The organism is Alcanivorax sp. VBW004, assembly GCF_009718865.1.
Classification (GTDB): Bacteria; Pseudomonadota; Gammaproteobacteria; order Pseudomonadales; family Alcanivoracaceae; genus Alcanivorax.
In genome coordinates this window covers 1,149,740-1,174,658 of sequence record NZ_WNHC01000001.1, presented here as the reverse complement: position 1 = coordinate 1,174,658, position 24,919 = coordinate 1,149,740, and the positions used below count along the sequence as shown (strand labels likewise).

29 protein-coding genes are annotated in these 24,919 nt (G+C 58.6%); 17 read left to right on the top strand and 12 right to left on the bottom strand.

Annotation, left to right across the window (positions count from 1 at the left end; genetic code table 11):
• Positions 1-267 precede the first annotated feature (267 nt).
• The 5 genes from F1529_RS05290 (at position 268) to F1529_RS05270 (ending at position 3,337) form a co-directional block, all read left to right on the top strand.
• The gene (locus tag F1529_RS05290; protein WP_155132746.1) at positions 268-942 is read left to right on the top strand and encodes a MotA/TolQ/ExbB proton channel family protein; all 675 of its coding nucleotides are present in this window, start codon (positions 268-270) and stop codon (positions 940-942) included.
• A complete protein-coding gene (locus F1529_RS05285; protein WP_007151015.1) occupies positions 932-1,312 on the top strand; it encodes a biopolymer transporter ExbD in 381 nt (126 codons plus the stop codon). The genes F1529_RS05290 and F1529_RS05285 overlap by 11 nt, the downstream gene beginning before the upstream one ends.
• The gene (locus F1529_RS05280; RefSeq protein ID WP_155132743.1) at positions 1,309-1,743 is read left to right on the top strand and encodes a biopolymer transporter ExbD; all 435 of its coding nucleotides are present in this window, start codon (positions 1,309-1,311) and stop codon (positions 1,741-1,743) included. The genes F1529_RS05285 and F1529_RS05280 overlap by 4 nt, the downstream gene beginning before the upstream one ends.
• A complete protein-coding gene (locus tag F1529_RS05275; RefSeq protein ID WP_155132740.1) occupies positions 1,740-2,483 on the top strand; it encodes an energy transducer TonB in 744 nt (247 codons plus the stop codon). Before F1529_RS05280 ends, F1529_RS05275 begins: the two co-directional genes overlap by 4 nt.
• A gap of 140 nt (positions 2,484-2,623) precedes the next feature.
• Positions 2,624-3,337 carry a ZIP family metal transporter gene (locus tag F1529_RS05270; protein WP_082872277.1) on the top strand — a complete coding sequence of 238 codons (714 nt, stop codon included), beginning with the start codon at positions 2,624-2,626 and terminating at the stop codon, positions 3,335-3,337.
• Between the two features lie 78 nt (positions 3,338-3,415).
• On the opposite strand, the gene F1529_RS05265 is transcribed toward F1529_RS05270, so the two are convergent.
• The 4 genes from F1529_RS05265 to F1529_RS05250 all read right to left on the bottom strand — a co-directional run bounded on the left by F1529_RS05265 (position 3,416) and on the right by F1529_RS05250 (position 6,898).
• Entirely contained in the window at positions 3,416-4,018 is a 603-nt protein-coding gene (locus F1529_RS05265) for a flavin prenyltransferase UbiX (protein ID WP_155132737.1), read from the bottom strand.
• Entirely contained in the window at positions 4,015-4,473 is a 459-nt protein-coding gene (locus F1529_RS05260; RefSeq protein ID WP_155132734.1) for a DUF2214 family protein, read from the bottom strand. The genes F1529_RS05265 and F1529_RS05260 overlap by 4 nt, the downstream gene beginning before the upstream one ends.
• A gap of 162 nt (positions 4,474-4,635) precedes the next feature.
• Positions 4,636-5,988, bottom strand: coding sequence for a UDP-N-acetylmuramate:L-alanyl-gamma-D-glutamyl-meso-diaminopimelate ligase (gene mpl / locus F1529_RS05255; protein ID WP_155132731.1), 1,353 nt, complete (start codon positions 5,986-5,988; stop codon positions 4,636-4,638).
• 82 nt (positions 5,989-6,070) lie between these two features.
• On the bottom strand, positions 6,071-6,898 hold the full coding sequence (locus F1529_RS05250; protein ID WP_230457713.1) for an AraC family transcriptional regulator: 828 nt from the start codon (positions 6,896-6,898) through the stop codon (positions 6,071-6,073).
• Positions 6,899-7,110: 212 nt separating this feature from the next.
• On the opposite strand from F1529_RS05250, the gene F1529_RS05245 reads away from it, so the two are divergent.
• On the top strand, positions 7,111-8,067 hold the full coding sequence (locus F1529_RS05245) for a triacylglycerol lipase (protein ID WP_155132728.1): 957 nt from the start codon (positions 7,111-7,113) through the stop codon (positions 8,065-8,067).
• Positions 8,068-8,126: 59 nt separating this feature from the next.
• Positions 8,127-9,134, top strand: coding sequence for a lipase secretion chaperone (locus F1529_RS05240; protein WP_155132725.1), 1,008 nt, complete (start codon positions 8,127-8,129; stop codon positions 9,132-9,134).
• 52 nt (positions 9,135-9,186) lie between these two features.
• Here F1529_RS05240 and F1529_RS05235 read toward each other — a convergent pair whose 3' ends face one another.
• Positions 9,187-9,711, bottom strand: a complete 525-nt coding sequence (locus F1529_RS05235) for a hypothetical protein (RefSeq protein ID WP_155132722.1) — start codon at positions 9,709-9,711, stop codon at positions 9,187-9,189.
• Positions 9,712-9,976: 265 nt separating this feature from the next.
• Here F1529_RS05235 and F1529_RS05230 point away from each other — a divergent pair, with 265 nt between their 5' ends.
• Entirely contained in the window at positions 9,977-11,239 is a 1,263-nt protein-coding gene (locus F1529_RS05230; protein WP_155132719.1) for a 6-phosphofructokinase, read from the top strand.
• Between the two features lie 234 nt (positions 11,240-11,473).
• Here the strand turns inward: F1529_RS05230 and F1529_RS05225 are convergent, their stop codons facing one another.
• The 3 genes from F1529_RS05225 to F1529_RS05215 form a co-directional block, all read right to left on the bottom strand.
• Positions 11,474-11,890 carry a VOC family protein gene (locus F1529_RS05225; RefSeq protein WP_155132717.1) on the bottom strand — a complete coding sequence of 139 codons (417 nt, stop codon included), beginning with the start codon at positions 11,888-11,890 and terminating at the stop codon, positions 11,474-11,476.
• A gap of 125 nt (positions 11,891-12,015) precedes the next feature.
• Positions 12,016-12,786, bottom strand: a complete 771-nt coding sequence (locus tag F1529_RS05220; protein WP_155132714.1) for a hypothetical protein — start codon at positions 12,784-12,786, stop codon at positions 12,016-12,018.
• A gap of 136 nt (positions 12,787-12,922) precedes the next feature.
• Positions 12,923-13,342, bottom strand: a complete 420-nt coding sequence (locus F1529_RS05215; RefSeq protein WP_196220373.1) for a DUF1090 domain-containing protein — start codon at positions 13,340-13,342, stop codon at positions 12,923-12,925.
• A 166-nt stretch (positions 13,343-13,508) separates the two neighbouring features.
• Here F1529_RS05215 and F1529_RS05210 point away from each other — a divergent pair, with 166 nt between their 5' ends.
• The 4 genes from F1529_RS05210 to F1529_RS05195 are packed head-to-tail and all read left to right on the top strand — an operon-like array spanning position 13,509 to position 15,484.
• Positions 13,509-14,132, top strand: a complete 624-nt coding sequence (locus F1529_RS05210) for a DUF2459 domain-containing protein (protein ID WP_196220372.1) — start codon at positions 13,509-13,511, stop codon at positions 14,130-14,132.
• Between the two features lie 45 nt (positions 14,133-14,177).
• Positions 14,178-14,507: a helix-turn-helix transcriptional regulator gene (locus tag F1529_RS05205; protein ID WP_155132705.1), complete on the top strand. Its 330-nt coding sequence runs from the start codon at positions 14,178-14,180 to the stop codon at positions 14,505-14,507.
• A 13-nt stretch (positions 14,508-14,520) separates the two neighbouring features.
• On the top strand, positions 14,521-15,069 hold the full coding sequence (locus tag F1529_RS05200) for an SRPBCC family protein (RefSeq protein WP_155132702.1): 549 nt from the start codon (positions 14,521-14,523) through the stop codon (positions 15,067-15,069).
• Positions 15,062-15,484: a VOC family protein gene (locus F1529_RS05195; RefSeq protein WP_155132699.1), complete on the top strand. Its 423-nt coding sequence runs from the start codon at positions 15,062-15,064 to the stop codon at positions 15,482-15,484. Before F1529_RS05200 ends, F1529_RS05195 begins: the two co-directional genes overlap by 8 nt.
• Here the strand turns inward: F1529_RS05195 and F1529_RS05190 are convergent.
• Together F1529_RS05190 and upp are read right to left on the bottom strand one after the other, a co-directional pair.
• On the bottom strand, positions 15,481-16,797 hold the full coding sequence (locus tag F1529_RS05190) for a uracil-xanthine permease family protein (protein ID WP_007149001.1): 1,317 nt from the start codon (positions 16,795-16,797) through the stop codon (positions 15,481-15,483). The two genes, F1529_RS05195 and F1529_RS05190, sit on opposite strands and share 4 nt — an antisense overlap.
• Positions 16,798-16,851: 54 nt before the next feature.
• A complete protein-coding gene (gene upp / locus F1529_RS05185) occupies positions 16,852-17,478 on the bottom strand; it encodes a uracil phosphoribosyltransferase (protein WP_155132696.1) in 627 nt (208 codons plus the stop codon).
• A gap of 170 nt (positions 17,479-17,648) precedes the next feature.
• On the opposite strand from upp, the gene F1529_RS05180 reads away from it, so the two are divergent.
• From F1529_RS05180 to ppa, 3 genes are all read left to right on the top strand, one after another.
• Positions 17,649-17,831, top strand: a complete 183-nt coding sequence (locus F1529_RS05180; protein ID WP_155132693.1) for a hypothetical protein — start codon at positions 17,649-17,651, stop codon at positions 17,829-17,831.
• Positions 17,828-18,196 carry a rhodanese-like domain-containing protein gene (locus tag F1529_RS05175; RefSeq protein WP_039926330.1) on the top strand — a complete coding sequence of 123 codons (369 nt, stop codon included), beginning with the start codon at positions 17,828-17,830 and terminating at the stop codon, positions 18,194-18,196. The genes F1529_RS05180 and F1529_RS05175 overlap by 4 nt, the downstream gene beginning before the upstream one ends.
• A gap of 151 nt (positions 18,197-18,347) precedes the next feature.
• Positions 18,348-18,878, top strand: a complete 531-nt coding sequence (ppa, locus tag F1529_RS05170) for an inorganic diphosphatase (protein WP_155132690.1) — start codon at positions 18,348-18,350, stop codon at positions 18,876-18,878.
• A 212-nt stretch (positions 18,879-19,090) separates the two neighbouring features.
• Here ppa and F1529_RS05165 read toward each other — a convergent pair whose 3' ends face one another.
• Complete coding sequence (locus F1529_RS05165; RefSeq protein WP_155132687.1) at positions 19,091-20,119, bottom strand: AraC family transcriptional regulator; 1,029 nt, start codon at positions 20,117-20,119, stop codon at positions 19,091-19,093.
• Positions 20,120-20,214: 95 nt separating this feature from the next.
• On the opposite strand from F1529_RS05165, the gene F1529_RS05160 reads away from it, so the two are divergent.
• On the top strand, positions 20,215-21,078 hold the full coding sequence (locus F1529_RS05160; RefSeq protein WP_155132684.1) for a metal-dependent hydrolase: 864 nt from the start codon (positions 20,215-20,217) through the stop codon (positions 21,076-21,078).
• Between the two features lie 171 nt (positions 21,079-21,249).
• Here the strand turns inward: F1529_RS05160 and F1529_RS05155 are convergent, their stop codons facing one another.
• Complete coding sequence (locus F1529_RS05155) at positions 21,250-22,257, bottom strand: DUF2333 family protein (RefSeq protein WP_155132681.1); 1,008 nt, start codon at positions 22,255-22,257, stop codon at positions 21,250-21,252.
• A gap of 500 nt (positions 22,258-22,757) precedes the next feature.
• Between F1529_RS05155 and dsbD the strand changes: the two genes are divergently transcribed.
• Positions 22,758-24,638 carry a protein-disulfide reductase DsbD gene (gene dsbD, locus F1529_RS05150; RefSeq protein WP_155132678.1) on the top strand — a complete coding sequence of 627 codons (1,881 nt, stop codon included), beginning with the start codon at positions 22,758-22,760 and terminating at the stop codon, positions 24,636-24,638.
• Positions 24,639-24,919: the final 281 nt, after the last annotated feature.

Below are 24,919 nucleotides of genomic sequence, written 5' to 3'. Positions count from 1 at the left end.
CCTTTTTCGTGCCCGCTCCCTTTTCAGACTTTTACCTGCGGCATTTTGCCGCTACCTGTGAATACATCCCAAATAGGAATGACTTGCATTAAGAGGGTAAAACTCTTAGTATTGCGAACCCTATTCAACCCTTGACGCTAATGTAATTGCCGCGCGCTACCCTGTGGCTCCCTGTCACCAGGCTTCCATTATTACGCGGTAGACTACATAAGCCTTTGTGCACCCAAGACCGGGCACCTGATCATTTGCCCATAGCTGGAGTTTTCCATGCCCCCAATTTCCCTGCACTTGCCGGAATGGTTTGTCAGTGGCGGCGCCACCATGTGGGTCCTCGCCCTGTTGTCCGTGGTTGCCCTGGCCACGCTGATTTCCAAAATCCTGCAATTTGCCCGTATCCGCCCCGGCAACAGCCGCCAGGCGGACCAGCTGCTCAATGCTCTGCGTCAGGGCAAGCAACCCGGCGAGCCCGCTGGCAAACTGAACAGCCCCATCGACCGGGTTCTCTGGCAGTGCTGGCAAAACCGTAATCTGGACGAAGCGGCCTGGCAGGAAGAAAGCCTGCGCCTGGCGCGCAGCGGCCTGGATGAGTTGCGCGGCGGCCTGCGGGTGCTGGAAGTGATCAGCGCCATCGCCCCGTTGCTGGGCCTGCTGGGGACCGTATTCGGCATGATCGGCGCTTTCCAGGCATTGGAAACCGCCGGCTCACAGGTGGATCCGTCCATTCTTTCCGGCGGTATCTGGGAAGCCCTGCTCACCACCGCCGCCGGCCTCACCGTGGCCATCCCGACTCTGGCCGCGTTCCACTGGGCCGACCGCAGCATCGAGCAATGCCGCGAAAAAATGCAGGACCGCTTGTCCCGCCTGAAAGTACTGCGCAACAACCACACGGCTCCCGAACCTCTGGAAGAGGATCGCGACCCGTCGGTGTCGCATGCATATTGAACCGGAGCGTCATCGCACGCCCTTTATCAGCCTGACACCCCTGATTGATGTGGTGTTCATCCTGCTGGTGTTCTTTATGCTTGCCACCCGTTTCGGGCAATACCATGACCTGCCTGTGAACGTGCAGCCGGCGGACAGCACCGAGCAGCCGGATGAACACTGGCTGGTGATTGAAGTGCAGGCCAGTGGCATGCTGACCCTCAATGGGGTCAGCTTTACCCCGGCGGCCGTGGCAGACCGCCTGGACACCAGCAAGACCAAGGTGTGGGTCACCGTGAATCCGGACGCCACCCTGCAACAGGCACTGACCGCTGTGGATGCCATGAAGGCCGCCGGCGTTCGCGATGTCCAACTGGAGCTGTTGCCATGATGATCATGGAAACCTCATCACGCAGACCGCCCCTGGAGCCGGTACTGCCACTGATCAATGTGGTCTTCCTGCTGTTGATCTTCTTCATGCTGGCCGGGCAATTGGCCAAGCGCCCCACCGTGGCAGTCGAAGCCCCCATGAGCCAGACCGCCAACGGCGAAGAAGCCCGGGACAAGCTGCTGCTGGTAATGCAGAACGATGGCCAATGGTTTGCCGAAGACAGCGCCGAGCCGCTCAGCGACGAGGCACTGCTGGCCCTGCTCGGTGACAAACCCGAAGAAGCGGAAGTGCGCCTGCTGGCCGACGCCGGGGTCACCATGCTGGCCCTGCGTGGCCGCCTGGAAACCCTGCAGGGCATGGGTGTAGAACAGGTTCGTCTGGTCACCCAGAGTGACGCAGCCGCTGAAAGCGCAAGCGAGGAGGCACCATGAAACCTCGCAACCTTACCGCCTGGATTGTCTCCATTCTGGTTCACGTCAGTGTACTGGTTACTGTGGGCGCCATGACCCTGGCCGGCGGCCGTCCGGCCAAGCCCGGCGTGAGCGAAATTGCCATCAACCTGTCGGCACCACCGGCCCCGAAAGCGGCCGCGCCAGCACCACAGCCCAAGGCCCAGCCTGCGCCGCAGCCCAAACCGAAGCCCAAACCCAAAGCAAAGCCGAAACCCAAGCCCAAACCGGTAGCGAAGCCAAAACCGAAACCGGAACCCAAGCCAGAGCCGACGCCCGAACCGCAGGTAGCAGAAACCAAGCCGACGGAAACCCCGGATGAGAGTGTCAACGAAGAGGCCTCCACCCAGCCGCTGACCCAGGGCGCCAAGGGTATGGCAGGCGACCCGGGCAAAGGGGTCCATCAATCCGGCGACACGGAAAACGCGCTCAACAAGTACCTGGCCAAAGTTCGCGATACGATTGACTACAACAAGCAGTATCCGCACCGGGCCAAGATGCGCCGCCAGCAAGGAACCGTGAAAGTGTCCTTCGTGATCAACGCCTCCGGCCGCGCCGAGCAGGTGGAGATCACCGAGAGTTCCGGTAGCCGCATCCTCGACCGGGCCACCAAGGAACTGGTGTCACGCCTGCGCTTTGATGCCCCGCCCAAGGAGCTGGATAGCAGCAGCGTTCCCGTGCATGTCATCGCCCCGGTGGACTACGACCTGAGCAACAGCTGAATCGGGCGGTGACCCACTTCACCGCCCGCAGTTGATCCCATTCCCGCCAGTCATTACTGTTTAAAGCGGTAACGTGAAACCGCTGGCGGATCCGCATACAGTCAGCGTCACGTTTTCTGTCGGATTACCAAGGAAGGTCTGTGAGCCCATTAACTCTGGCATTACTTCTCAGCCTGGCCGCCGGCCTGAGCATGGCCGTCGGCGCACTGATTGCCGTCAAACAGCATATCGCTCGTGACTGGCTACGCCAGGAAGTTCGCCATACCGTGATTGCCTTTGGCGGTGGCGCCCTACTAGCTGCCGTGGCGCTGGTGCTGGTGCCGGAAGGGGCAAAACATCACACCCCGTTCTCCGCCACCCTGATGTTTGTCGGTGGCGGCGTGGTGTTCATGCTGATCGATCGCGCGCTCGCCGCCAAAGGGGGCGCCATGTCGCAATTGCTGGCCATGCTTCTCGATTTTGTTCCCGAAGCTATCGCACTGGGCGCCGCGCTGGCAGTGGGAGGCGGTCAGGCGTTTCTGCTGGCGTTCCTGATTGGCATGCAGAATCTGCCGGAAGGGTTCAACGCCTACCGTGAAATACGTGATAGCGGCGGGCTTGCCCCTGGCAAGATCATTCTCGCCTTTGCCGGGCTATCCCTTCTTGGGCCTGTCAGCGCTTGGCTGGGCTTTGCGGTATTGGTAAACATGCCAGTCATACTGGGCGGCATTATGCTGTTTGCCAGCGGCGGCATTCTCTACCTGATTTTCCAGGACATCGCCCCGCAAGTTCCACTGAAGCGGTCCTGGGCGCCGTCACAGGGCGCTGTTGCCGGATTTGCCTTGGGTTTAGTGGGGCATCTGTTGGTGCAATAAAAGCAGCGACCAGCACTGAGCTACTAGCTTCGAATGCCGTACGGGCTGGAAGCTCATGGCTCATAGCTCGATGCTGATTTACTCCCCCCAGCGCTTCATCAGGGTCTGCTCCAGGCCGAGGTGATCAAGCAACCGTGCAACCATGAAATCCACCAGATCGTCCACGCTTTGTGGCTGATGATAGAAACCCGGCGCCGCAGGCATGATAGTGACACCGAGGCGGGAAAGTTTGAGCATGTTTTCCAGATGAATGGCGGAAAACGGTGATTCGCGGGGCACCAGAATCAACTTGCGCCCTTCCTTGATCGCCACATCCGCAGCGCGCTCAATCAGGTTATCACTGGCGCCCGTGGCGATGGCAGACAGGGTTCCGGTGGAACAGGGACACACCACCATCGACGCTGGCGCACCACTGCCGGAGGCAACCGGAGCAGTCCATTGTTCCAGACCGCAGACGACCAGCCGTCCCTTGTTGGTCTTTACCCACTCACGCAGAGCCTGCTCGGCCTGCCCGGTGCCAGCCGGCAACTTCAGTTCCGTTTCCGTCCCGATGACCACTCGTGCAGCCTTGGACAGCAGCACAAACACCTCGCATTCCGCCTCCAGCAGGCACTGCAGCAAACGCAGCCCGTAGGGCGCCCCGGAAGCGCCGGTGAAAGCAAGCGTAACCCGTTGCGTCATGAACCCATCCCGACACCTCTGGCCATCATCGCGGCCAGAATCGGCATCAATATCACCAAATGAATTTCCGCCACCAGCACACCGCGCAGGTTGCGTTGCAGCTTGTCATCAATTTCCGGCACGTGCCCGGCTTTTACCGATTTACGCCACCCCAACAGCACCTTGGTGGGGTACAGGCTTAGCAAGGCGATCAGCACAAACAGCGTGACCTTGCCATGGAACCAGGGGTTCGCCAGATAAAAATCCCAGCCTTTTTCTGTCCAGCCGGCCCGGGCCAGACCACTGATCAACACCGCCAATGCCGACAGGCCATAGCCGATATCCAGCCACAAGAGCGTACGAATATTGCGTTCATTGATGCCGGTACGCCACAGCAACAGCTCACCATACAGACAAGCAAACAACATCAGAATGCTGAGGTAATGGACCGAAGCCCAGAGTACAGACCAGAACATGGCAACCTCCTTGAAACCGCATCACGCCGCATGCTTCAAGCTACAACGCGTATTCGCTTGTACTGTTCACAAACCTGGCTCCCGCGAATAAAGTGAGGGCGCGGACATGGCCATTCATAACATGAACAGCCAGAACGCGTTGCCGCTTGTGGCGTGCAGCGTTTATTCAGCCAGCGCATCCAGCAGCTTCTGGTGAATACCACCAAACCCGCCGTTGCTCATCACCACCACATTCAACGACTCACCTTTGTGGCTCACTACTTTGGCCACAATCTCATCCAGCGACTGACTGACCGATGCGGGCACTGGCGACTCGCTCAGTACCGAATCCAGCGACCAGTCCAGGCCCGGCGGTTGATACCAGATTACCTCATCGGCACAGCCTGTGCTGCCTGCCAATGCCGCCTTGTGATTTCCCAGACGCATGGTGTTGGAGCGAGGCTCAATGATGGCGAGAATTTTGCCGTCGCCTACCTTGCGCCGCAGCCCATCCAGGGTCGTCGCGATGGCCGTGGGATGGTGGGCAAAGTCGTCGTAAACCCGCACCCCGGCTACCTCGCCGCGCAGCTCCATGCGCCGCTTCACACCCACAAATTCCGATAGCGCCGCCGCGCCATCGGCCAGGGTCACTCCTACATGGCGGGCTGCCAGTAACGCGGCCATGCCATTATTAACGCTGTGACGGCCAGTCTGGTCCCAGCGCACCTGCGCCACCGGCTCACCGTTTTCCAGCACGGTAAAGACCGAACCGTCATCCTGATCCAGCCGGAAGCCCAGCGCTTCATCTTCTCCAAAGCGCTCCACTTCACTCCAGCACCCCTTGTCCAGCGTCTCCTCCAGTGCGGTTTCACCGTGGGGCAGGATCAACCGTCCGGTGGAAGGCACGGTGCGAATCAGGTGATGGAACTGGGTCTGGATTGCCGCCAGATCCGCAAAGATATCCGCGTGATCAAATTCCAGATTATTGAGAATCACGGTGCGGGGGCGATAATGCACAAACTTGCTGCGCTTATCGAAAAACGCCGTGTCGTACTCGTCCGCTTCCACCACAAAAAATGGCGTCTCACCCAGCCGGGCAGACACCCCGAAATTACCTGGCACACCACCAATCAGGTAACCGGGACTCAAACCCGCGTGCTCAAGAATCCAGGCCAGCATGGAACTGGTGGTGGTCTTGCCATGAGTCCCGGACACCGCCAACACCCAGCGCTCCGGAAGCACCACTTCTTCCAGCAACTGCGCCCCGGAGGTATACGGCAAGCCACGATCCAGCACCGCTTCCACCGCCGGATTCCCCCGACTCAAGGCATTCCCCACCACCACCAGATCCGGCGCCGGCTCCAGCTGGGCCGGATCGTATCCCTGGGTGAGGGTGATACCGGCCGCCTCCAGCTGATCACTCATGGGCGGATAAACATTCTGGTCACTGCCGGTGACGTGGTGCCCCTGGGCCTTGGCCAGCTGCGCCAGCGACCCCATGAAGGTGCCGCAAATACCGAGAATATGAATATGCATGGGAAGGGACTGCCAACATTTAAATTCCCTGCACCATAACGGCAAGGGCCCCCAAGGTGAAGAGCCTGCTCACCGGAATAAGCTATTCCCCCGGCTCCCCGGCACCGACCAGCACCCGGTTTTGCCGCGAATGGCTGAGCATGGCGGACGGCGGCATACCCAGCATGCTCTGAAAGACATGGGACAAATGCGACGAATCGGAAAACCCCGCCGTCAGTGCCGCATCCGTGAGCGAGCTGCCCATGGACATCATCGTCGAGGTCACAAACAAGCGGTGCCACAGGCGATAACGGCGAATGGGAATCCCCGTGGCCTCCTTGAACACGCGCTGCAGGCGCGCCCCTGACAACCCCACCTGGCGAGCAAGATCCTCATTGGAATAATTCTGCGCCGGGTCCGAACGGATCAGCTCGATAATGCGGGCAATGCGCGCATCCGGCATGAATCCCTCTACAGTCGTATCCGCTGCGGGGAAAAGCAGATCCGCCAGCAATGCATACACCTGATCTGCCTCCAGGCTATCGCGATACGCCTGCGTTAATACCGACAACTGCTTGTCCTGCAGCGCAGAAGCAAAGTAAAAACCGGATTCGTGCCGCTGCATCAGGCGCTGATGAAACAAATAATCCCGGCCCAACGGATCCAGAAAACAGCAGCCAATCTGTTTTCCCTGCGAATCGGCAGAAAACGAAATACCGGCAGGCAACAGCAGCGTTCGTGCACGAAATGTTTCACCGTTCACCTCTAACAACACATCATCTTCCAAACCGAACAAAAGGGTATGTGCCCCGGCGGAAAAGGTAATGCGTCGCTCGAGATAACCAACGTAGAGCGTCCTCAAACGCCATAAATACAGCGTGGAAGGCGGCATTTCATCTTGCCCGTTCGCGTTATTATTTTTGTCGTTCATATTGTTATTCTCGACCGAAAAAGCAGCCTTCCAGGACAGACTGCGTCGAAAAAGCGCCGCCTGTGAATCCCCTCACAGGGCGCAAAAAACCCGATTCGACCACGCCCCATTCCTACAAGTCAGTATCACCAAACCTTCATATAGTCCAGTCGTCGACAAACAAAACCAGCAGCCATGGCGCCGGCTGCATTCTAATAAACAGGAGAACAAACATGTCGATCACAGCCCGTGGCCTGATCATGGCCACCGTTCTGATATTAAGCACCAGCCAGGCCCATGCCTGGTCCTGGTTCGGAAAAGACACACGCTACGCCGACACCCGCTACCCCATCGTTCTGGTGGGCGGCATCATCGCGTTCGATGACATTGCCGGTATCGATTATTTCTACGGTATCGCCGATGACATGCGCGACTACGGTGCGGATGTGTACGAAAGCAACGTCAGTGCCCTGCAAAGCAATGAATACCGTGGTGAAGAACTGATTACCCAGATCGAAAACTACCTTGCCGTCACCGGCGCGCAGAAAGCCAACCTGATCGCTCACTCACAGGGCGCCCCCACCGCCCGCTATGTGGCAGCAGTGCGCCCGGATCTGGTGGCGTCGGTTACCTCCGTGCACGGTGAGAACCGCGGCACCCGGGTTGCCGATATCATTCGTGGAGTACTGCCCGAAGGCAGCGTATCGGAAGGGCTGGCCGACATGATCGCCGGTGGTTTTGGCGCCCTGTGGGAAATGGCATCCGGCGGCCCCAATGCCAATGACCAGTCCGCCACGGCAGTACTCGCCGATTCCACCACCGCAGGCATGGCCGCATTCAATCAGCGCTACCCCCAGGCCATGCCCAGCTCCGCCTGTGGCACCAGCGGCCAGCATTCCGTCAATGGTGTGCGCTACTGGTCCTGGGGCGGTACCGGCGTGCACACCAACCTGTTCGACCCCTTCGACAGCCTGCTGCTCAGCGTCACCCAGTTTGCCTTCCCCTCCGGCGTCAAACATGACGGCGTATTGCCCCTGTGCGGCATGTATCTGGGCAAACCCATCCGCCATAACTACAACCACAATCACGCGGATGCCATCCGCCAGCTGTTCGGCCTGATGGGCTGGGAAACCGACCCGAAGACGTTATACCGCAATCAGGCCAACCGCCTGAAAAACGCTGGTCTGTAACGCAACCATCCCCGCAGGGAGCTGCTTCCCTGCGGGGCAATCCGGATAGAGACAAGACCATGACACGCACACTTGCACTTCTGGCCACCGTCTTTGTATTGGCCACCGGAGTATTCTGGGGGCTCAAACGTATTCCTGTGCCCCAGCACCACGCACAGCCGATACCGCATCAAACCGATACGCAAACAAACACTTCCCGCGGGCCCGACATAGCAACAGCGCGTATCACCAAACCAACACTGGCCGACACGCTGGCCAATACATCGCTGGCCGGCACACAGGTGCCCGGCAACCTGATGACCGACGCCCGGGGGCACCTGATCGTAGACAGCAACAGCAAGGCCATCATGGATTATTTTCTTGCCTTGAATGGGGAAATGCCGGACGCGGCAATCCGAAAAGCGCTGGCACACTGGGCAGAACAAAACGCGGGGACCACCGCCGCGGCCGACTTGCTGGCCTTGCTCGATCGTTATCAGCATTACCGCAGCGAGTTCGCCAGCGGCGATTACGCCGCCCGCTATGCCGGTCATGGCGACGACGACATCCGCCACAAGCTGCAACTGCGCCAGCAACTGCGCGCCGATACCCTGGGCGCCGATACCGCCAATGCCCTGTTCGCGGATGAAGACCGTTATGACCAATTCAGCCTGAATCGACACGACATCATGACGTCAGACCGTTCCGATGAGGAAAAGGCGTCAGCCCTGAGAGCCCTTCGCAACACCCTTCCGGAGACGCTGGCAAAGCAATACCAGCAGCAGTATGACCTGCAGCACCTTCCGGCCCGGGAACAGTCGATGAAACAAGAGGGAGCCAGTGCCCAGGAGCTGTACGCATTCCGGCAACAGCAATTCGGCGATGCTGCAGCCCTGCGTCTGCAGGCACTGGAGGCAGAGCGTCAGGCCTGGCAACACCGTTATCAGGATTACACGCTACAGCGAGACCGGATCCATAAGGCTGCCCTGAGCAGCGACGACAAACAAAAGCAACTGGATGCCCTGCGGCGCCGGCTCTTTTCCGCCAGCGAACAACAACGAGCCGCCGCGCTGGATCGCCTCAATTAATCCACTCGCCAGCCCTCAGGTCCCGTTCAGCGAATCTGAAGCTGGCCGGCATTCAGCCCTGGCCGGTCACCACCTCAGGCAACAACAGCACCACCCCCGCATAACTGGCTACCAGCAACGTCATGGCGACCCCGAGCCCAAGGAAGGGGCCCACGTTCAGGGAACGGTGGTAGATAAAACTCTGCGCCGCCAACTGCCAGCTCACCAGTACCAGATAGAGCAGTTCGATAGCACTCAGCGACTGCTCCATGCTGGCATTCAGCGCCAGCAACGGCAGGCTCATGAGGGTCAGAATCACATCCACCCCTACCAGCGACAGGGCGGTCTGCAACCAGCGCCCCTGCAGGCCCTTGAACGATAGCAACAGGCCAGTACCCGCCAGCACCACCGTCAACGACAGCAACTGGCTGCTTACCAACACCCCAATGGGCAATGCGGTCTGCAGGCTGCCCACCAGTAGCTGCAACACAAACCAACCGGCCAGCACCAGAGCCAGCAACGATGGGGAATACGGGGCATTCTCCGGGCTGGCACGAAATATGGCCAACCGCCAAAACAGGGTCATCAATACAGTCATGGATCCTCCGGGCCGCTATTCTTTCAGAGCCGGGGAGAAACAGCTACTAGCTGCGAGCGTCTAGCTACGAGAAAACATAAAACCACTGCCGCTATTCCTCCTCCCCCCGCTTAGTATCGCGGGCACAGCGCAACACGCAGGCACCTACCCATCCCGCGTCTCGCAGCTGGAAGCTCGTAGCTTGTCTTTGTTTCGTCCGACAACTGCGGGTGTGTTTCATGGTCTCCTTCGCTAGAATGCACGCAAATTGAATAAGGGGTCTCACATGGCGCGTAAAAACGCTTTCTACGCTCAGTCCGGCGGTGTCACCGCCGTCATCAATGCTTCCGCTGCCGGCGTCATCGAAGCCGCCCGGGAAAACAAAGATGTCATCGGCAAGGTTTATGCCGGCCGGAACGGCATCATCGGCGCACTCACTGAAGAGCTGATCGATACCAGCAAAGAAAGCAAAAGCGCCATTGAAGCGCTCAAGCACACCCCGGGCGGCGCCTTCGGCTCCTGCCGCTACAAACTGAAAGACCTGAAGACCTCCCAGCGCGAATACGAGCGCCTGATCGAAGTCTTCAAGGCACACAACATCGGCTACTTCTTCTACAACGGTGGTGGCGACTCCGCCGACACCTGCCTGAAAGTCTCCCAGCTGTCCGAGAAGATGGGCTACCCGATCCAGGCCATCCACGTACCCAAGACCGTGGACAACGACCTGCCCTTCACCGACGTAAGCCCCGGCTTCGGCTCGGTAGCCAAATACACCGCCGTGAGCTGCCGCGAAGCCGCCCTGGACGTGGCCAGCATGTGCGCCACCTCCACCAAGGTGTTCGTGATGGAAGTCATGGGCCGCCACGCGGGCTGGATTGCCGCGTCCGCCGGTCTTGCCAAGGAAGATGCCGATGATGCGCCGCACCTGATCCTGTTCCCGGAAATTGCTTTCGACAAGGCCGCCTTCATGAAGAAGGTGGACGCCACCGTCAAGAAAGCCGGCTACTGTGTCATCGTGGTCTCCGAAGGCGCCCGCTACGAAGACGGCACCTTCCTGGCCGACGCCGGCAACACCGACGCCTTCGGCCACAAGCAGCTGGGCGGCGTGGCGCCGGTGATTGCACAGATGGTGAAAGACGAACTGGGCTACAAATACCACTGGGCGGTGAGCGACTACCTGCAGCGGGCAGCACGCCACATTGCCTCCGCCACCGACGTGGAGCAGGCCTACGCCGTGGGCCGTGCCGCAGTGGAATTCGCCGTGGCCGGCAAGAATGCGGTCATGCCCACCGTGGTTCGCAAGGACACCAAAAAGTACAGCTGGACCATCGGCGAAGCCCCACTGAAGAAAGTCGCCAACGTGGAAAAGAAAATGCCGCGCAAGTACATCAGCAAGGATGGCTTCGGCATCACCCCCGCCGGCCGCGCCTACCTGGAACCGCTGATTGGTGGCGAGTCCTACCCGCCTTTCAAAAACGGCCTGCCGCAGTTCGCCAAGCTGAAACTGGCCCCGGTGGCCAAGAAGCTGAACGACACCTTCGAGGTGTAAGCCACCCCGAAACGACAAACGCCCCGCATCGCGGGGCGTTTTTGTTTGTGCGGAAAACCGTCCTCCGAAGGAGCATCGCTCTCTGTGCCCCTCGGGTAGACAGCTCGATCAAAACAGTTGCGAGTTACGAGAAGCGAGTTTCGAAAGGCAAAACCTTGAACATCCCTAGGTCTTCGCAACTCGAAACTCGTCACTCGTTTCTTAGGCTGGGTTATCCCGCCGCCAGCGGCGCTCCTACGACGCCTGTGTATCCCCCATCGCCGCCATGTCCATCCACATCATTTCCCACACATGCCCGTCCGGGTCCGCCAGGTTGCGGTTATACATAAACCCCAGATCCTGAACCGGGTTGATATCGGCGGTGCCGCCGTTCTCGGCAGCGGCCGCATTCACGGCATCCACCGCATCGCGGCTGTCAAAAGAAAGAGCCAGCATCACTTCACTGGAAGAGGAAGGCGGAATCGGCCGGTCCGTAAAGGTCCGCCACTTGTCGTGGGTCAGCAGCATCACATGGATCGCCTCGCTCCACACCATGCAGGCGGCCGTCTCGTCGGTGAATTGCGGATTGTTCTCAAACCCCAGTGCAGAGTAAAAATTCATGGCTACCGTCAAATCCGCCACGGGCAGGTTCACAAAGATCATTCGAGTCATGGTGCTGTCTCCTTGATTATTCATTTGGGAATCCCTGGCACAATGTGCCGTCATGATCTAATCGATTGGACCAGTACGATTTCGACAGCCTGATGACTATTTTTTCATGCTCAGCCATTTGCCCATCAACACTCATAGTCATACTGCCCGAACACCGCGTTATGGCTAAACCGGTAGTCTTCCCCCGCCTCGACGGCTTTCAAAAAAGCGGCCTCCTGCTTCAGCGTCACAGGCGCAAGCAACTGATCCGCACCCCCTCCGCGATACTGCTTCTTGCCCACCGTTTCCGTATCAATCACAAACCGGGACATATTGCTCCAGTTGTGTAACGCGAAGTCGAAATCATGCCAGCTGATGGAGCAATTACCCGCCATGGTCTTCTTCAAGGCCACTTCGGCACTTTCAAAACGCGGGGCCTCCGCGAACACGAACGCCAGCATCTTAAGAATCTTCTGCTGCTGAATTTCCTCCTCCACGTCCTGGTAACTCCGGGTTACCCCCTCGGCGTAAAATTTCAGGAAATCCTGGTCAGCGATCAAACTGAGGGAATGCTCGAAATTGGCCTTGTTGAGCGTCAGTGGCAACCGGTTGTTATAGCGAACGATATGGTCCGGCAACGGCAGTTTGTTGATGGTGAGCAAGTAGAGATTTTTCGTGTTCATGCCGAGGGTATTTACCACTGGCTTCTTGCCCGGGCAGCGCTCGGTAATATGGATATCCAGGATGGTATTGTCATTGCCCAGCCTCGGCCGGATCTCCCCGGTGACAAAAGCCACAATGTGGTCAAGTGAGTAGGCTTCTCCCCCTTCGGCAGTAAAATCATAGTGGCAAGTGTTGGCACTGGCCGTGGCAGACATCCCCAAGGCGAATACCACCGCCATAATGCGTTTCAACATGATCCCTCCGGTTTTATTGGCTTCCCTTCCCGTGGCGGCGAGGCGCAAGACCGCCCACCAATGCCACGTTTTTCATAAGCCAATTAACCAGAAAAGCCCCGCCTTCACAAATGGCGGGGCCTTGGCACGCAATTACTCAAAATTCGGACAAGGCCTTCTGCAAGACCTCCAGCTCTGTTATCTCATCCGCGATTTTTTTCTGGTACTTGGCGACCTTTTCCCCGTCACCATCAGCCCGGGCCTCGTCGAGGTCTTTCTGATAGTCCAACAGATCACTTCGCGATTCTTCAATATCGTCTTTTAATTCCTGGCGCAGGGAGTCATCCGTGCAATGATCCCGGGCTTCGGAAAGGGCTTTTTCCAACCCGGCGACCTTATCTGCATTGGCCTGCTTCTCGGCTTTATCTATCTGCGTTTCAATCTCACAGAACTTTCGCTCGCAGCCGGCCAACCCATCGCAACGGGAAGAGGCCGCCACAGGTGCGGAAAGTGAGCCAACCACTAACGCGGTTAACGCGGGTACCGTGAATGCAAATCTGGTTTTCGATCTGTCCATTATCTTCTCTCCCTGAATGGCCCGTGGGTATTGGTTGATTCCAGTCCGGTCTTGCCGCGGGCAGGTATTGACCATGCCGAACCCGGCTTCGCCGGGTTTATTGACGTTACAAGATCACGCCCCGCTTGCACATGATCGCCATCAGATCACCGGCTACACTGGGGCCATGATACGTTTTTCTGTAGTGATGCTTGCTGCGCTCTTGTCGTTACCGGGCGGGAGCCCGGCCGATGACAGCAAGGTGACCGTACTGGTAGTACGCCATCGCTGGCATACCGGTATTGCCTTCCCTGCGGAGCAGCTCGATCCTGCACTGCAGTTTCTCCCTGCCTATTTTTCGAAACCCGCCTACTATGAAATGGGTTGGGGTGATGATGCCTTCTACCGCCAGGACAACAGCACCTGGCGACTGGTCCGCGCCATGTTGTGGCCAACGAACAGCGTACTGCATGTGGTCGCACTGGACCGGCACCCCGAAACGCTCCCCCACGGGGACATTCAGCCGCTGTGCGTCAGCAGCACGCAACTGGCGGCACTGCAACGGGCAATCGCCAGCGACTTTGTGCTGGACGATAACGGCACCCCCTCCAACGCCGACCCCGGGCTGTATGGCGACAGCCGTTTCTTTCCCGCGCACGGTATCTTCTGGCTCGGCAATACCTGCAACAGCTGGACGGCCCGGCGACTCTCCGCTCTCGATATTCCCATGGATTACCTGACGCTGACCGCCGACGGCGTCATGCAGCAACTCACCGGACGCACCGCCTGTCGGGAACCCAGTCATCATTAAACAAAATGGTTGAATATTTATTTTTGCCTCTATAAATTAAACCTTATGGTTAAACAAAACGATCAACACTTGGATGCTGTCTTTGCTGCTCTTGCCGACCCCACCCGGCGGGCCATGCTGCAACAACTGGAACAGGGCCCTTGCAACGTGGGCGAACTGGCAGAGCCTTTCGCCATGTCGTTCGCTGGCGCCTCCAAGCACGTCAAAGTACTGGAGAAGGCCGGGCTGCTTATCCGGGAGGTGCAGGGCCGAAAACACCATTGCCGACTGAACGCCACCCCCATGGCGGAGGCAGACGCCTGGCTACAACGCTATCGGGTGTTCTGGAACGACAAACTGGACGCGCTGGAACAGGCGCTCAAGGACGGAGACTGACAGGAGGTTTGAGATGGAAACCGATGTACGATTCGACGACGCGACTACCCTGACGGTAGAACGCACCCTGCCCGGCCCCATTGAGCGGGTATGGGCCTACCTGACCGACCCGGACAAACGCGCTCGCTGGCTGGGCGGCGGCACCCTGGGCGAATTTGTGGGTGGCGCAGTGGTGATTCATTTCCGTCATCGGGATTTGTCGGAGGATATCCAGCCGGCCCCGGACAAGTACAAATCCATGGAAGACCAGGCCACGCTGACCGGCACCATTACCCGCTTTGAGCCACCCCATGTGCTGGCCCATACCTGGGGTGACAATGAAGGCGAAGTCACCTTTTCCCTGAGCGAGCAAGGTGATCAGATTCATCTACTACTGACTCACCGTCGCTTGCCCGCTGACGAAAACACCCGCATCAGTGTCGCCAGCGGCTGGCACACCCATCTGGGCATTCTGGTCGAAGACCTGAACGGCCAACCCCGTTCGCCCTTCTGGCCAACACACACACAATGGGAAGCGCACTATCAGCGCGTTTTGCAGGAAAGCGAGGCCCCGCATGACTGACACGCTAACCGTGCAACTGATGTTTCAGGGCCGGGCCAACGCTGCCCTCGAGCTCTACGACAGCGCTATCGCTCCGTTAGAACTGCTGAGCCGAACGCACTACGGCCCGGACGAGATGGGTGAAAACGGCCAGGTGAAAACCGCCTGGTGCCGTATCGGCAACGTGCGGATACATTGTTTTGACAGCCCTGTGCCCCACGATTTTGATTTCACCCCATCCGCCTCCCTCTGCCTTGCCCTGAAGGACGAACAGGCAGTGGCCGACACGTTTGCAAAACTGGCAGACGGCGGCACCGTGCTGATGCCCCTGGACAGCTATGATTTCAGCCCCTGCTTCGGCTGGGTGCAGGACCGCTTCGGAGTGTCGTGGCAGCTGTCTGTCACCGCACCCGGTGAAGCGAATAACCATGGCTAAGAGCGGTCATCACGCTCGTTTTTGCGGGCGTGCTCCAGCAAGTCCTCCACGTACTCCTGCTCTTCATGCAGGTCATCCGTGACGGGCGGTGCATGGGGCAAGACCTGATTCAGAAACACCGCCACCAGCCCGCACAGACTGATGCCCTGCAAGGTAAAGTCACCGTTCCCCATGGCCATGCCACCGATCCCAAAGATCAGGGTAACCGCCACAATCACCAGGTTGCGCTGAGCGTGCAGATCCACCTGCGCCTTGATCAGGGTATTCATGCCCACACTGGCAATCGACCCGAACATGAGAATCAGAATGCCGCCCATGACCGGCGTGGGAATACTTTGCAGCAGCAGGCCGAACTTGCCGATAAACGCCAGCAGGATGGCGAAAATAGCAGTCCAGGTCATGACCACCGGATTGAACACCCGGGTGAGCATCACCGCGCCGGTGACTTCCGAATAGGTGGTATTGGGCGGGCCGCCAAACAGGGCCGCCACCATGCTCGCCACGCCATCGCCAGTAAGCGTGCGATGCAGGCCGGGTTTGCGAATGTAGTCCTTGCCCGTGACATTGCTGATGGCCAGCACATCACCCACATGCTCAATGGCAGGGGCCAACGCCACCGGCACCATGAACAGGATCGCGGGCCAGTAAAACGTGGGCGCAATAAAGGTCGGCACCGACAACCAGCCCGCCTGATTCACCCCGGAAAAATCCACCATCCCCATGGCCAGTGCGGTGAGGTAACCCGCCACCACGCCACACAGGATCGGCAGCAACCGAAACAGGCCATGTCCCAGCGTCGCCACCAGCATGGTAGTCAGCAGCGACACCATGGAAACCAGCAGGGCATCCCCGTAAGGGAACATCTGCATCTCGCCATTACCGGACATACCCATGGCGAAGTTCACCGCCGTGGGCGCCAGGCTAAGCCCGATCACCATGATGATGGGGCCGGTGACCACCGGCGGCATCAGGCGGTGCAGAAAGCCCGGCCCCCGCCACTTTACCAATGCCCCCAGAATCACATAGACCACAGCGGTACAGAACAACGCCCCCATGGTGGCCGGCACGCCCCACTGCTGTACCCCATGGGAAATGGGTGCCACAAAGACAAACGAGGACGCCAGAAAAACAGGAATCGAGCGGCGGGTAATCCACTGGAACAACAATGTGCCCAGCCCCGCGGTAAACAGCGCCACACTGGGATCCAGCCCGGTCAGTAACGGCATTAATACCATGGCTCCAAAAGCCACAAACAGCATCTGCGCGCCGATGAGAATAATCTTCCAGTTCCAGAATCCGCCGGCCTGGCTCATGTACAGCTCCTGATTTGTGATTGCCTGTGGCTTGGATCACCGGGCGATGCCCGGTTATTTGGTCCCGAAAATCTTGTCTCCGGCATCTCCCAGGCCCGGCATGATATAGCCCTCTTCATTCAGGCCCTGATCCACCGAAGCGGTGTAAAGGGAGACATCCGGGTGCGCCTCCTGAACCTTGCGAATGCCCTCCGGTGCCGCCACCAGCACCAGGGCACGAATCTGGGTACAACCGGCTTTTTTCAGCATATCGATACAGGCCAGCATGGAGCCCCCGGTGGCCAGCATGGGGTCGATCACCAGCGCCATGCGCTCGTCGATATCGTGGGCCAGCTTCTCGAAATACGCCACCGGCTGCAGCGTTGCCTCATCCCGATACACGCCCACCACGCTGACCTTGGCGCTGGGGATCAGCTCCAGCACCCCGTCCAGCATCCCCAGCCCGGCCCGCAAAATCGGCACCACAGTGATTTTCTTGCCTCTGATGCGCTGGGCCGGCGCCTTGCCCATCCAGGTATCCACCTGATAATCCTCCAGCACCAGGTCGCTGGTGGCTTCATAGGTCAGCAGGCTGCCCACTTCCGCGGTGAGCTGGCGAAAGCTGCGCGTACTCAGACTTTTCTGGCGCAGCAGGCCAAGCTTGTGTTTAACCAGCGGGTGGCGAATTTCGTGGACACTCATAGTGGCAGGCTCCTTGATACAAGCTGAACGGGACACGGATCACTCCGGCAATAGCAATATTGTGACGGCTACAGCGAAAATGTCACCGGTGCACACGCTGTCCCGCACCGGGCCTATCGTCGGCGAGGAGCGAGTGCTAACGTCAACAAAAAGAAAAACAGGGAGAAATCGTGAACAAAACCCTTGCCGAAATGAGCCAAAAAGCGTTTGTTTATGAGTGTGCCAGCCGAGCTCTGGCGGCCAGTTTTTCCAACCCGTCCGCCAAGCCGTCCATCGCCAGCATGGTACGCGACGCCGAAAAACTGTGGGAGGAACTACAGGAATGGGAAAATCGACAGGAGTCACCACCATGAAACGTTATCTGATTATTTCAATTTTCGCCGTGCTGAACGCACTCTCTGCTCCACTATGGGCCGCTGACAGCCTCTCGGTGAGCGAACTGAAGCAGCAAATGCAGGACGGCAAAGCCCCCATCATTATCGATGTGCGTGACGAGGATGAATATCTGGCTGGGCATATTCCGGGCGCCATCATGGTCCCCGCCAAGCAGATGGAGCACCACCTGGACATGATGGAGCAGTACCGCAAGGAAGATATTGTGCTGTATTGCCAGTCTGGCCGCCGCGCCAGTGCTGCTGCCACCGTGCTGGAAAATGCCGGCTTCAAGAACGTGAAGCTACTGCAAGGGGATTACCCGGGCTGGAAGTCAGCCCAATAAGCACCGATTTGCCCACCACCATCCCCCTGACCGCCTGTGGAATAAGGATATTCCTATTCCATAGGCAGGTTCGACCTTCGGCGATTAGCCGCAGCCCGCTGCCATTGCTATAATCCGCGCCCACCACCAACCCTGTTGAGAAGGACAGACCATGGATTTTGCTAAGGTTCCCGCCGGGAAAGACCTCCCCGAAGACATCTACGTGGCCATCGAAATCCCGGCCAACGCTGACCCGATCAAGTACGAGATCGACAAAGACAGCAACGCCGTATTCGTAGACCGCTTCATGGCAACCCCCATGTTCTATCCGGCCAACTACGGCTACATCCCCAACACCCTGTCCGAAGACGGCGACCCGCTGGACGTACTGGTTGTCACCCCCTACCCGGTGGTCCCCGGCTCCGTGATTCGCTGTCGCCCGGTGGGCATCCTGAACATGACCGACGAAGCCGGTAAAGATGCCAAGCTGGTGGCGGTACCGCACACCAAGCTGACCAAGATCTACGACAACGTGAAAGACATCAACGATCTGCCCGAGCTGCTGCTGGCCCAGATCAAGCACTTCTTCGAGCACTACAAAGAGCTGGAAGCGGGCAAGTGGGTAAAAGTTGATGGCTGGGATGGCGCCGAAGCGGCCAAAGCCGAGATCATCAAATCTGTCGAAGCTTACGAGAAAGCGTAAGGCGAGCTACAAGCCACAAGCTTCAAGCTGCAACGCGAGATAGTTTCGCGGTAAGCAGAAAGCAAAGAGGCCGCGCCCAGGGGATGGGCGCGGCCTTTTTATTGGCGAGTTTCGAGTTTCGAGTTTCGAGTTTCAAAAAGCCAAATCTGGAATGCCAGCCCGGCCAAGGTCTTGATCTTCGACACTCGAAACTCGTCCCTCGCTACTAAGTGTTAACGCTTTTCCCGGTAGCCCTTCGGAGTCAGTCCACTCCAGCGCTTGAACGCCTTGGAGAAGTTCGCCACATCGTTATAACCAAGGTGGTAAGCCACCTCGCTAATGCTCTTCTCTGCCTTCGCCAACAAACGGCAAGCCTGCCGGTAGCGCTCTTCATCCTGCAATTGGCGATAGCTCAAGCCGGCCTGCTGCAGGTGACGCTTCAGGGTGCGGGCAGACACCGCCAACCGATCCGCCATGCCTTCAAGCGATGGCAACGGCGCCGCATGGTCCTGCAACGCTGCGCGGATACGCTCCGCCATCACGCCATCTTCTTCCGTGCGCCACTGACGGAACTCCATCTCGCACTGCTCCCGGGCAATCGCTGCCACCTGCGGGTCCGCCAGACGCGGCCGGGCCTCCAGCGCAGACAAGGGAAACACCAGCGCGTCTTCCGACTGATCAAACCGCACCGGCACCCCCACATCGTCCCGCAGCGCCGCCAACCAGGCCGGCGCGGGACCGCGACGGTGAATCTCCAGCCCCTCCGGCAAGCTCTCCAACAGCTGTTCGATCATGAACGCCAGCCCCACCAGCATGGCCTCGATAATAAAATCATGGGCCACCCCTAACGGGCGTGTGCTGCGTAATTGAAGATGGGCCTGCTCCGCATGGCGAGCCTGATGAATTTCCAGAAACGGGGCGCGCAGGCCGAGAAACCGGCAGGCCGCATCGAGGGCATCCTGAGCGCTGGCGCTGGACAAGGCCAACAGCCCCACCGGGCCATGCAGGGTAATGCTCATGGCGCGGGCATAACGAAACCCCAGACCACGATCGCCCACCATTTCGACCCCGCGCTCGGCCACTGTCTGGGCCAGGGACATGGAGACCCGGCGATCCACCGCCAGCAGCTCATCCCGACTCACCCCCAACCCCACCAGCAGGGTCGGCGCATCCAGCTTCAAGGCCACCAACAGGTCGTACAACAGCACCACATAGATGCCCGGCACCCCGGCATTTCCCCAGGTGCGGCCCGAACTCACCATTTGTTGGCCCTCCACGACAAGAACTTGGTTATCTCTGCCTGCATAGTAGTTGTCATTGAACAATGTCACCAATGGCATTTGCGCCAGGAGCCAACATGAAATTGCCGCTGACAAAAAAACATAAGGCACCGGTTGTGCCCATCGTACCCCGCCGTATGGGATTTTCCTTCGATGGCATACAACACGATGATTACTGGTTCGATAACGACCCGGTGCTGACCCATCTGCTGAATATCCTGTCGTTGACCTTTCCCGACGGTGAGCGTTTCTTCGTGGATTCTGTGCGTGCCCTGCGCGACCAGGTAGAGGACAAGGATCGCCAGAAGGATATTTCCGGGTTTATTGGCCAGGAAGCCATGCATTCCCTGGAACATCAGGCCTTCAATGATCTGATTGCCGATGGCAAATATGACGACATCGTTGCCCATGCCCTCGGTGTCACCAACAAGTTGTTGGCCGGTGCCCGCAAATACATGAGCAAACGCCAGCAGCTGGCAGCCACCGCCGGCCTGGAGCACTTCACTGCCATTCTGGCCGACGCCATTCTGCGTCGCCCGGACCTGATGAAAAAGATGGACCCGGCGGTGCGCGACCTGTGGGTCTGGCACGCCATTGAAGAAACCGAACACAAGGCAGTGGCCTACGACCTGTACACGGACGTGAACGGTAACTACCTGGAACGCCAACGCCTGTTCCTCTCCAGCACCGCCTACCTGATCGGTTTTTCCAGCTACTTCACCTGGCAGATGCTCAAGCGTGACGATGTCCACCGTAAGCCCCTCACCCTGGCCAAAGGGCTGTGGAAAGGGTTCGGCTACAGGGGCGTGATCAGCAGCATCATCCCCGCCTGGTTCAGCTACCTGAAACCCGGCTTCCACCCCTGGGATGACGATAACAGCGCACTGATCGAAGAATGGCGTAAGAGCCTGCCGGCGCCGAAGGAGAAGAACGCGGCGTAAATCAATTAATAATGAATAATGAATAGTTAATAACGTCGCGAACCCTGTCTGTTTTGCCTTAAACGCAAGAGGCCGCGCCCAACCTTTGGGCGCGGCCTCTTAGCTTCAAGAAATCACTGGCGCTAGGCGCGCAGCTATTAATTATTCACTGTTAACTATTAATTGCCTTTATCACCCTTCCACCAACAGCTTGCGCAGATCAATCAACGCTGCGTTGGCACGCGAAACATAGTTGGCCATGACCAGGGAATGGTTTGCCAGCATGCCAAAACCATCCCCATTCAAAATCAGTGGGCTCCACACCGTTTCCTGGGTCGCTTCAAGCTCACGGACCATCTGCCGGAAACTGATAGTGGCGTTCTTCTTGCGAAGCACATCCGCGAAATCCACCTCGGCGGCACGCATCAACTGGGCCAGAGCCCAGGTGGCACCACGCGCTTCGTAGAACGCATCATCGATTTTGAGCCAGGGGGTTTTGACGAAGTCTTCGTCGCTCTCCGGCTTGGCTGCCACGATGGTGCCATCCTTGTCCACGTTCAACTGGCTGCGCCCAACGCTTTGGCTCAGTTTCAGGCTCAGGGAGCCCAACCGGGTCTGCACCTCATTCAGCCAATAGTTCAGGTTATCGGCCCGGGCGTAAAACTTGCCGTCGTTCTCATTGGCATCCGTCAGCCGATCCACATAACGCTGCAACGCCTTGATGCCCCGGCGATACTCGCTTTCCGTGGCCGGCATGGCCCAGCTTTGGGCATCGAAATTAAACTGCGGCTCGGCAATAGCCAGGTCTTTATCTTCCTGGCTCTGGGATTGAGAGCGGCTCATGTCCCGGCGTAATACCCGGCTGAAATCGCGCACCTGCACCAATACGCCATATTCCCAGGCGGGCATGTTATCCAGCCACAGACGATGCGGAAGCACATCATTACTGAGGTAACCACCGGGCTTGGACAGCAGGGTATCTGCAACAAAAATCAGCTCCCGCGCGGTAGTCTCGCCTCGCACGGCATCCGCTTTCGCCGTCACCTCACGCAACTCGGGCTCCTGGCTCCAGTACCAGCCCAGCAGCACGTCGACCAACAACAGCAAACCAAGCAACCAGAACAAACCCTTCCAGATTCGATTATTGCGAGGATCCAGCATGGCATCCCCCATCTTTTCACTGAATTTATCGTTACTCATGACCACTCCCAGGATCCTTCAAGCCACTACTCCGCTTACCACTATAGCTCACCACCCACACAAGCTGCAGGCAATTACCTTCTGGCCGGGGTCGCAACTTTCCCTCTTATTGGCAAGGTTCCACCATAGAGAGACAAAACACCACCTACAATCCACAACCGCTACACCATCCACGCTCTCCATCCTGCCATTGATACCTCGCCCCCTTGGCCCTGCCCGACAAACACGCAAACTCTATCCACATCAGTGACGCCACGGCAGGTCTACAGCCATGGGCTTTTTGGTTAAACTGCGCCAGCGACGCCCTATTGCCGGGAGCAGCCTCCCACGTACGCCAGCTGATCCGCTCTGCCATTAACGGGTAAACAGGTAGCGGGCGAAAACGCTCCGTACCCGGGCCGGTTAACCTGGCCTTAAAGTAAACGAATGAAACTAAGTGCCTGTTTTTACATCCAAGCGTCACGCAATCTGGCGCATACGGCACCGGAGAGGAGTATCGAATGAAGCAGTGCTGGCAACGTTTCCTGGTCGCCATCGTTCTATTGGCCCCACTGTCCTGGGCTAGCGCCAACAACCTGTTCGGCGAAGAAGAACGCTTGCCGACCGTGGATGAAGCCATCCAGCTGGTGGCCGATGCGGACTGGGATAACCAGCAACTGCTGCTGAATTTCGAGCTGATCGACGAGGTGTATCTTTACCAGCACCGTTTTGGATTCACACTGCGCGACACCAACGGCAATGTGATCAACGATTTTGCCGAACTGACCCTGCCCGCCGGCAAAGCCAAAACCGACGAAATCTTCGGCGACGTCCAGGTGTACTTCGATCGCCTGGATCTGGCACTCCCCTTGAATAGCGTGCCCCTGGTGGATACGGAACTGGAAGTGCGCTACCAGGGCTGCATTGAAGACACCCTGTGCTACCCGCCAACCAAAAAAATCTTCGAGTTCGCCAATCCTCAACCGACAAAAAAGCCGGTGGCCGCTCCGCCAGCAGCGGCGTCTGACTCCAGCGCTGGCCCAGGCTTTCTCGACACACTGCAGTCCGAAGATGCCAACGCCTTCAATCAGTGGATGAAGGACCAGCCCCTTGGCCTGATCATCGGCCTGTTTTTTGTGGGCGGCCTGCTGCTGGCCTTTACCCCGTGCGTTTTCCCCATGGTACCGATTCTGTCCGGCATCATTGCCGGAGAGAAAGAACCCAGTGCGGCCCGCGGCTTCACACTGAGTGTCAGCTATGTCCTCGGCATGGCAGTGCCTTACACCCTGGCCGGCCTGCTGGTGGCCCTTTTTGGTGCCGGCCTGAACCTGCAGTTCTTGCTGCAGCAGCCTGCGGCCATCATCACCTCCGTAGTGGTCTTTGTGGTGTTGGCCCTGTCCATGTTCGGGCTGTATGAACTCCAGCTGCCGGCTGCGCTGCGCAACAAACTTCATCAACCGGGGCAGGAAGCCCGCGGCAGCCTGATCGGCGCCGCCATCATGGGGACAATCTCAGCCCTGGTGGTTTCCCCTTGCGTTACCCCGATCCTGGCCGGCGCCCTGATCTACGTGGCTGCCAGCGGTGATGCGACCACCGGTGCCGCCTCCCTGTTTGCCCTGTCCATCGGCATGGGCCTGCCCCTGATCATCTTCGGCACCGGCGGCGGCAGCCTGCTCCCCCGTGCCGGCATGTGGATGGAAGAGATCAAACGGTTCTTCGGCGTGGTCATGCTGGGCGTGGCCATCTGGCTGCTGGATCGCATTATCAGTGACACCATCACCCTGGGCCTCTACGGCCTGTTGCTCGCCGTCTATGGCGTACAACTGGGCGCACTGGAACCTGCCGGTGAAGGCCTTTCCCGCCTCAAGCGCGGCCTGGCCCTGGTGCTGGCCCTGTATGGCGCGGTAATGATTGTCGGCGCGTTAAGCGGTGGCAAGGATCCGCTGCAGCCGCTGGCACACATGACCCAGCCGGCAGCCCCGGTGGCTGGCAGTGCCGCCCCCAGCAATGCGGCAACCGCGGAGGACCACGGCCCCTGGCAGACCATCGTTGGCAAGGCCTCACTGGAGCAGGCGCTGTCCGCCTCCCGCCAGGCCGGCAAACCGGTGTTGGTGGATTTCTTCGCCGAATGGTGTGTGGCCTGCAAGGTGCTGGAAGAAACCACCCTTAGCCACCCGGATGTACTCAACGCCATGAACGGCTTCGACCTGTACCGCGTGGACATCACCGAGATCAATGCCGACAGCCAGGCCATCATGGAGCAATACAATATCCTCGGCCTGCCTGCCCTGGTGTTCTTCACTCCCGCCAGCGCCGAAATTCCCGATTCCCGGGTGCTCGGCGAAATGGGGCCCGATCGCTTTATCAGGCATCTGGAACAGCGGGTCATGCCGGGGCTGTAGCAGCATCGCCGTCAGGCACTACGTAGCCGCTGCTGGAACGGCTACGTAGCAAGAACCTGCCATCCCCTTGCCGCAGGAGCGCCACCAGCGGCGCTCCTGCGAGAAGCCATGGACCCCGCTAAACAAAAACCGTGAAACAGTGCCGATTGCACGACATCTTCCGGTAACTTGTAACGAATGTTGTAAAGCCCTTTTTTCTGTCATGGTTTGCCCCTAATATTGCATTTGTGCGAGAAAGCCCGGACTAATCTGGATTTTTCCAGCACGATCACTGCAAATAA

What these genes read in the sequence shown, in the direction of transcription:
- F1529_RS05290 (WP_155132746.1), top strand. Translation starts at nt 268, where the DNA reads ATGCCCCCAATTTCCCTGCACTTGCCGGAATGGTTTGTCAGTGGCGGC.
- F1529_RS05285 (WP_007151015.1), top strand. Translation starts at nt 932, where the DNA reads ATGCATATTGAACCGGAGCGTCATCGCACGCCCTTTATCAGCCTGACA.
- F1529_RS05280 (WP_155132743.1), top strand. Translation starts at nt 1,309, where the DNA reads ATGATGATCATGGAAACCTCATCACGCAGACCGCCCCTGGAGCCGGTA.
- F1529_RS05275 (WP_155132740.1), top strand. Translation starts at nt 1,740, where the DNA reads ATGAAACCTCGCAACCTTACCGCCTGGATTGTCTCCATTCTGGTTCAC.
- F1529_RS05265 (WP_155132737.1), bottom strand. Translation starts at nt 4,018, where the DNA reads ATGACGCAACGGGTTACGCTTGCTTTCACCGGCGCTTCCGGGGCGCCC.
- F1529_RS05260 (WP_155132734.1), bottom strand. Translation starts at nt 4,473, where the DNA reads ATGTTCTGGTCTGTACTCTGGGCTTCGGTCCATTACCTCAGCATTCTG.
- mpl (WP_155132731.1), bottom strand. Translation starts at nt 5,988, where the DNA reads ATGCATATTCATATTCTCGGTATTTGCGGCACCTTCATGGGGTCGCTG.
- F1529_RS05250 (WP_230457713.1), bottom strand. Translation starts at nt 6,898, where the DNA reads ATGAACGACAAAAATAATAACGCGAACGGGCAAGATGAAATGCCGCCT.
- F1529_RS05245 (WP_155132728.1), top strand. Translation starts at nt 7,111, where the DNA reads ATGTCGATCACAGCCCGTGGCCTGATCATGGCCACCGTTCTGATATTA.
- F1529_RS05240 (WP_155132725.1), top strand. Translation starts at nt 8,127, where the DNA reads ATGACACGCACACTTGCACTTCTGGCCACCGTCTTTGTATTGGCCACC.
- F1529_RS05235 (WP_155132722.1), bottom strand. Translation starts at nt 9,711, where the DNA reads ATGACTGTATTGATGACCCTGTTTTGGCGGTTGGCCATATTTCGTGCC.
- F1529_RS05230 (WP_155132719.1), top strand. Translation starts at nt 9,977, where the DNA reads ATGGCGCGTAAAAACGCTTTCTACGCTCAGTCCGGCGGTGTCACCGCC.
- F1529_RS05225 (WP_155132717.1), bottom strand. Translation starts at nt 11,890, where the DNA reads ATGACTCGAATGATCTTTGTGAACCTGCCCGTGGCGGATTTGACGGTA.
- F1529_RS05220 (WP_155132714.1), bottom strand. Translation starts at nt 12,786, where the DNA reads ATGTTGAAACGCATTATGGCGGTGGTATTCGCCTTGGGGATGTCTGCC.
- F1529_RS05215 (WP_196220373.1), bottom strand. Translation starts at nt 13,342, where the DNA reads ATGGACAGATCGAAAACCAGATTTGCATTCACGGTACCCGCGTTAACC.
- F1529_RS05210 (WP_196220372.1), top strand. Translation starts at nt 13,509, where the DNA reads ATGATACGTTTTTCTGTAGTGATGCTTGCTGCGCTCTTGTCGTTACCG.
- F1529_RS05205 (WP_155132705.1), top strand. Translation starts at nt 14,178, where the DNA reads ATGGTTAAACAAAACGATCAACACTTGGATGCTGTCTTTGCTGCTCTT.
- F1529_RS05200 (WP_155132702.1), top strand. Translation starts at nt 14,521, where the DNA reads ATGGAAACCGATGTACGATTCGACGACGCGACTACCCTGACGGTAGAA.
- F1529_RS05195 (WP_155132699.1), top strand. Translation starts at nt 15,062, where the DNA reads ATGACTGACACGCTAACCGTGCAACTGATGTTTCAGGGCCGGGCCAAC.
- F1529_RS05190 (WP_007149001.1), bottom strand. Translation starts at nt 16,797, where the DNA reads ATGAGCCAGGCCGGCGGATTCTGGAACTGGAAGATTATTCTCATCGGC.
- upp (WP_155132696.1), bottom strand. Translation starts at nt 17,478, where the DNA reads ATGAGTGTCCACGAAATTCGCCACCCGCTGGTTAAACACAAGCTTGGC.
- F1529_RS05175 (WP_039926330.1), top strand. Translation starts at nt 17,828, where the DNA reads ATGAAACGTTATCTGATTATTTCAATTTTCGCCGTGCTGAACGCACTC.
- ppa (WP_155132690.1), top strand. Translation starts at nt 18,348, where the DNA reads ATGGATTTTGCTAAGGTTCCCGCCGGGAAAGACCTCCCCGAAGACATC.
- F1529_RS05165 (WP_155132687.1), bottom strand. Translation starts at nt 20,119, where the DNA reads ATGGTGAGTTCGGGCCGCACCTGGGGAAATGCCGGGGTGCCGGGCATC.
- F1529_RS05160 (WP_155132684.1), top strand. Translation starts at nt 20,215, where the DNA reads ATGAAATTGCCGCTGACAAAAAAACATAAGGCACCGGTTGTGCCCATC.
- F1529_RS05155 (WP_155132681.1), bottom strand. Translation starts at nt 22,257, where the DNA reads ATGAGTAACGATAAATTCAGTGAAAAGATGGGGGATGCCATGCTGGAT.
- dsbD (WP_155132678.1), top strand. Translation starts at nt 22,758, where the DNA reads ATGAAGCAGTGCTGGCAACGTTTCCTGGTCGCCATCGTTCTATTGGCC.